Below are 5,401 nucleotides of genomic sequence, written 5' to 3'. Positions count from 1 at the left end.
GTGTCGGTAATGATCACCGCACGGTCCGCAGCGGTCATGTGGCGGATCAGCCCCAGAATGTCCAGCGAAGGCTCCAGCGGCAGACGCTCGAACACGCCGGTCACATTGTGCTGTGGCTCGGGAGGATGCTCAAACAGCCAGAAACGCCGGCGGTAATAGTCGATGGGAAAGTTGAGTCCGGAAAAGACCACAGGCAGCGGCGTGTCCACGAAATGGACGGCGGCGTACTGAAAGGCATTGTCATCAATGGTCAGCAATACATCCGGACTGAAGGCCTCAATGGCCCGCTTGGCTTCATAGCCGCGCAGCTCGATCTGCTCCGGTGTCACATAGCGCCGCTTGGTGTCCATGAAAAAGCGACGCACCAGCAGATTCCGGCCCTCCACCCAGCCGGCCTTGCGCAGCGCCTCAAGCACACCCGTCTCCTGCGGAATGGCCGTCGGGTTGTCCGGGCCATAGCTGTGCACGATCATCAGCCGGGCAGGCTCGGCCGCCCAGACAGCCACACCCCACAGCAACCCCAGTAAAAGCGTGATCAGCACCACAGCAACACAGCAGCCCCATTTCAAACAAAAACTTTAAAAGATTACCTGCTGATCACTCCCTTTTACAGAGTAAAAATCCCTTCCTCTGGCCTATGCCAGTATCTCAAAACCCTCAAAATGCTTGCTGCAGACCGCCCACGCAGCATCAACCCGCTCCACGCGGGCCAGCGGCGGCCCCTCATGGAGCCAGTCCAGCAACGCCTCCAGTGCTGGACGCGGCCCGACAGCCAGCACCTCCACCGTGCCGTCCGGCAGATTGCGCACCCAGCCGGTCAGCCCCAGCGCCCGGGCCTTCTTCTGCGTGCTGGCACGGAAGAACACCCCCTGCACCCGGCCATGGATAATGGCTCGCAGACAGTTCTCCTCATGACTGGTCATGACCATGCTTCTCCTGCCCGCTGGCCAGGCAGCCCCACAGGTCGTAGGCGTCCGCCGCCTCGATCTCCACCTCCACGATGTCTCCCGGCGCCAGATCATGGCCGTCCCGGATCAGCACCACCCCGTCGATCTCCGGCGCGTCGCCACGGCTGCGACCGATGGCGCCGTCTCCGTCCACCTCGTCAATGATGACCGGCTCCACCCGACCGACGCGGGCCTGCATCTTCTCGGCGCTGACCGCCTGCTGGGTTTCCATGAAGGCCTCCCAGCGTTCCTGCTTGACCTCATCCGGCACCTGTGGCGCCAGCGCATTGGCCACGGCGCCTTCCACCGGCGAATACTGAAAGCAGCCCACCCGGTCCAGCTTCGCCTCGCGGATGAAGTCCAGCAGCGCCTCGAACTCCTCGTCCGTCTCGCCCGGAAAGCCGACGATGAAGGTGGAGCGCATGGTCAGATCCGGCACCTCGGCACGCCACTTCTCGATGCGTTCCAGCTGGCGCTCGATATTGCCCGGCCGACGCATGGCTTTCAGCACCCGCGGGTGAGCGTGCTGCAGCGGCATGTCCAGATAGGGCAGCACCAGCCCGTCGCGCATCAGCGGGATCACCTCCTCCACGTTCGGGTAGGGATAGACATAGTGCAGCCGCACCCAGGCGCCCAGCCGCCCCATCTGCTCGGCCAGCCCCACCATGTTCGTCTTCACCGGCCGGCCCTGCCAGAAGTCCAGCCGATGCTTCAGATCCACGCCGTAGGCGGCGGTGTCCTGAGAAACCACCAGCAGCTCCTTTACCCCGGCTTCCACCAGTTTCTGGGCCTCGTCCAGCACCTCGCCCACCGGCCGGCTGACCAGATCGCCACGCATGGAAGGGATGATGCAGAAGGTGCAGCGGTGGTTGCAGCCCTCGGAAATCTTCACATAGGCGTAGTGGCGTGGCGTCAGCTTGAGTCCGCCCGGCGGGATCACATCCACGAACGGATCATGTTCCGGCGGCGGCGCGGCCTGATGCACCTGTTCCACCACCTCCTCGTAGGCGGCCGGGCCCGTGATGGCCAGCACCTTCGGATGCACCCGCTCGATCTGCTCCGGCTTCGCCCCCAGACAGCCGGTGACGATCACCCGCCCGTTCTCCTCCAGCGCCTCGCCGATGGCTTCCAGCGACTCCTCCACCGCCGAGTCGATGAACCCGCAGGTGTTGACGATGACCACATCCGCATCGTCATAGCTGTCGGTCAGGCGGTAGCCCTCGGCGCGCAACTGGGTGAGAATGCGCTCGGAGTCCACCGTCGCCTTGGGGCAGCCCAGTGAAATGATGCCCACGGTCGGTTGTGTCGTGCTCATGAAAACAGGTCCTCAAGATTGATCTCAAGCCGCAGCCCGCTCTGCAGGGTGGTCAGCCACAGCCGCCCCGGCGCGGGTTCTGCCATGTGCGGATAGCTGAGCCAGGCGCCTTCGCAGCGGGCCACCGGCCGCTCGTCCAGAATCCGCTCGCCTTTTTCGTCCAACAGCGCCAGATGCAGCGCTTCCCGATACCAGCTGGCGGCCCGCTCGGAAAAATCCCCCGCCCGTCTGGGCGGGTGCTCCCCCACCGGGTTGTACGCCAGCGCGATGCGCCCGTCGGAGAGACGCAGCAGCGCGCCCGGGCTGGAACTGGCGGCAAAGCCGGGACGGGTTTCCAGCCAGGTTTGCCCGCCATCCGATGAATACGCATGCCAGAAGCGGTCCAGATTGGAGCGCACCAGATACCACAGCCGCCTGTCATCCAGCGGCAGCAGATACCCTTCTATGGCCCCGTCATGATGACCGCGCCCACCCGCATCCAGCCAGTTGCTCGCCCGCCAGCTTCGACCATCGTCATCGGAGAAATAGGTCAGGCTCACATAGCGGGCCTGGTCAGGCAGCAGATACTGGACCGCCAGCACCAGCCGCCCGTCGGGCAGCGTCACCATGCTGCGCACCGCGCCGGAATAGCCATCCTGAATCATCACCGGTTCCGACCAGCTGCGCCCGCCATCCTCGCTGCGGCTGACGAAAATGGGCGAACGGGTGTTGCGGCTGGCGCGGCGCAGATGGCGCAGCCAGCGGAAATGACCGTGACGCTCGTCCATGAAGGCCAGCACCAGCGTGCCCGTGCGTGACACCCCCAGCGCAAGATCGGCGTGGGGCTCTGCACCATGGAGTTTCAGCGGCCAGCGTTGCCAGCGCCCATGCTCGTGACGGCACACCGTCATGGCCCGGGTATCCAGCGCCAGCCAGCCGTCGTCATGACGTACGAACGGCCCCGGCGGCAGGTCGGCGGCCCACGCTACCCCTTCGGCCAGCTCAAGGGGCGCCGCAGTCTTCGGTGCCAGCGAAAAGTCCAGTTCTGCTTCGACGGCGCGCATCAGAACGGCTTGATCACCACCATGATGAGAATGCCCACCAGCAGCAGCAGCGGAATCTCGTTCATCCAGCGGTAGAAGACGTGATCATGACTCAGCCGCCCATCCTGCTCCATGCGGCGCACCTGCGTCAGCGTCCAGTAGTGATAGCCCAGCAGCAGCGCCACGAAGGTGAGCTTGGCATGCAGCCAGCCGCCGCTGATGCCCCAGCCCAGCCACAGCCAGAAACCCGTGGCCACTGCCGGGATCATGATGATCGTCATGAAATTGAACAGCTTGCGTGCCATGATCACCAGCCGGCGCACATCCTCGCCCGCCGCCTGCCCCTCGGCGTAGTGCACGAAGATGCGCGGCAGATAGAAGATGCCCGCCATCCAGCTGATGACGAACAGAATGTGGAACATCTTGACCCAGAGCATGTTTTTCCCCTCAGCAAGCGCACATGGCGGGTATGATAGCAACTTTGACGGCGCCCACCGCGCCCCCCGTTTGACCCATTCTGCAAGGAACGCTCTACATGCAAGTTGAAAAAGACAAGGTCGTCACCATCGAATACACCCTCAAGAACGACAAGGGCGAGGTGCTGGACGCCTCCAATGGCAACCCGCTGGCCTACCTGCACGGCCACGGCCAGATCATCCCCGGTCTGGAAAAGGCGCTGGAAGGCAAGCAGCCCGGCGACAAGCTCACCGTCACCGTGCCCGCCGCCGAAGCCTATGGCGAGCGCCACGAAATGCTGGTGCAGGAAGTCCCCCGACAGCTTTTCCAGGGCGTGGACAACATCGAAGTGGGCATGCGCTTCGAAGCCCAGTCCGATCAGGGCGTACACAGCGTCGAGGTCACCAAGGTGGACGGCGATACCATCACCGTGGACGGCAACCACCCGCTGGCCGGTCAGGACCTGACCTTCGACGTGGAGATCGTCGATGTACGCGACGCCACGCCCGAAGAACTGGAACATGGCCACGCCCACGGCCCCGGCGGCGTGCAGCACGGCTGATTGATCCGCTTCCGTGAGAGAGAAAGGCCGCCTGCGGGCGGCCTTTTTCGTTTCTACAGAATGCCCACCGCCTTGATCACCGCCCACACGGTGGCGCCCGGCACCAGTCCCATGCGCTCGGCGGTGGCGGCGGTGACCGTCGCCAGCAGCGCCTGATCGTCCAGCATCAGCCGCACCGTCACCCGCTGTCCCGCCTGCCAGCGTTCCGCGATGGGCAACGCCAGCTGATTGAGCGCGGAAACCTCGTCCAGCCGCTGCTTCGCCAGCAGAATCTGCGCGGCAGGAATGCGCAGCCGCACCGGCTCACCCGTCTCGAAGCCCTCCAGCGGTACGGTGGCCAGCATGTGTGACCCCACCGCCACCTGTCCCAGCCCCCGCTCATCCTGTGGCATGACCACCGTGCCGAACAGCAGGGAGACCGGCGCATGGGCCTGAAACAGCGGGCTCTCCGGCGAGGCCACCGCCGCCGTGATAGGCACCGGCGGTCGCACCTGCCCGTCGCCCACGAACACCACCCGATCCGCCAGCCGTTCTACCTCGTCCAGCGCGTGGGTCACCAGCAGCAGCGGCACCTGCCAGCGGGGCAGGTTGCGCTGCAGCAACCGCACCAGCGCCCTGCGGCTGTCCCGATCCAGCGCGCTGAAGGGCTCGTCCAGCATCAGCCAGTCGGGCTGACGCAGCAGCGCCCGACCCAGCGCCACCCGCTGGCGCTGTCCGCCGGAAAGCTGATCCGGACGGCGGTTCAGCCACGGTGCCAGCCCCAGCGCCTCCACCACCTGATCGAATGTGAAGCAGCGCCGGCGGGTAAAGCGCAGCGGAAAGCGCAGGTTGTCCGCCACCGTCATGTGGGCAAAAAGCGGGTCCAGCTGCTGCACCAGCCCTACCCCACGGGCCTCAGGCGGCAGCGGGCGATGCCCCGGCGCCTGCCAGAGCGCATCGCCATGGCGCACGGTCAGCGGCGGCGCCGGCAGCAGGCCGGTCAGGGCGGCGACAAGCGTGGACTTGCCGGCGCCGGAAGGGCCGAACAGTACGGTCACGCCCTCACCGGGCAGGGCAAACGGTTCCGGCAGCGCAAGGGTGCGCCCCGGCGCTTCGATGC

At 65.5% G+C, this 5,401-nt stretch carries 6 protein-coding genes and 1 pseudogene; 1 reads left to right on the top strand and 6 read right to left on the bottom strand.

Annotated features, from left to right (window positions below; translation table 11 throughout):
* From F8K16_RS03090 to F8K16_RS03070, 5 genes and pseudogenes are all read right to left on the bottom strand, one after another.
* Positions 1-542, bottom strand: a pseudogene (locus F8K16_RS03090) (hypothetical protein); the annotation flags it as partial.
* Positions 543-635: 93 nt separating this feature from the next.
* A complete protein-coding gene (yccX, locus tag F8K16_RS03085; protein ID WP_294946794.1) occupies positions 636-923 on the bottom strand; it encodes an acylphosphatase in 288 nt (95 codons plus the stop codon).
* Positions 910-2,262, bottom strand: coding sequence for a 30S ribosomal protein S12 methylthiotransferase RimO (rimO, locus tag F8K16_RS03080; RefSeq protein ID WP_294946791.1), 1,353 nt, complete (start codon positions 2,260-2,262; stop codon positions 910-912). The genes yccX and rimO overlap by 14 nt, the downstream gene beginning before the upstream one ends.
* Positions 2,259-3,305, bottom strand: coding sequence for a sialidase family protein (locus tag F8K16_RS03075; RefSeq protein ID WP_294946788.1), 1,047 nt, complete (start codon positions 3,303-3,305; stop codon positions 2,259-2,261). Before F8K16_RS03075 ends, rimO begins: the two co-directional genes overlap by 4 nt.
* Positions 3,305-3,721 (bottom strand): CopD family protein, encoded by a 417-nt coding sequence (locus tag F8K16_RS03070; protein WP_294946786.1) that lies wholly within the window; start codon positions 3,719-3,721, stop codon positions 3,305-3,307. Before F8K16_RS03070 ends, F8K16_RS03075 begins: the two co-directional genes overlap by 1 nt.
* Positions 3,722-3,819: 98 nt before the next feature.
* Between F8K16_RS03070 and slyD the strand changes: the two genes are divergently transcribed.
* On the top strand, positions 3,820-4,302 hold the full coding sequence (gene slyD / locus F8K16_RS03065; protein ID WP_294946783.1) for a peptidylprolyl isomerase: 483 nt from the start codon (positions 3,820-3,822) through the stop codon (positions 4,300-4,302).
* A 53-nt stretch (positions 4,303-4,355) separates the two neighbouring features.
* On the opposite strand, the gene F8K16_RS03060 is transcribed toward slyD, so the two are convergent.
* Positions 4,356-5,401: molybdenum ABC transporter ATP-binding protein (locus F8K16_RS03060; RefSeq protein WP_294946780.1), on the bottom strand; the 1,046-nt coding region annotated here is incomplete at its 5' end.

Origin of the sequence: Sulfurivirga sp., assembly GCF_015490265.1 — a bacterium.
Lineage (GTDB): Bacteria > Pseudomonadota > Gammaproteobacteria > Thiomicrospirales > Thiomicrospiraceae > Sulfurivirga.
This window is presented reverse-complemented; position numbering and strand designations above follow the sequence as displayed.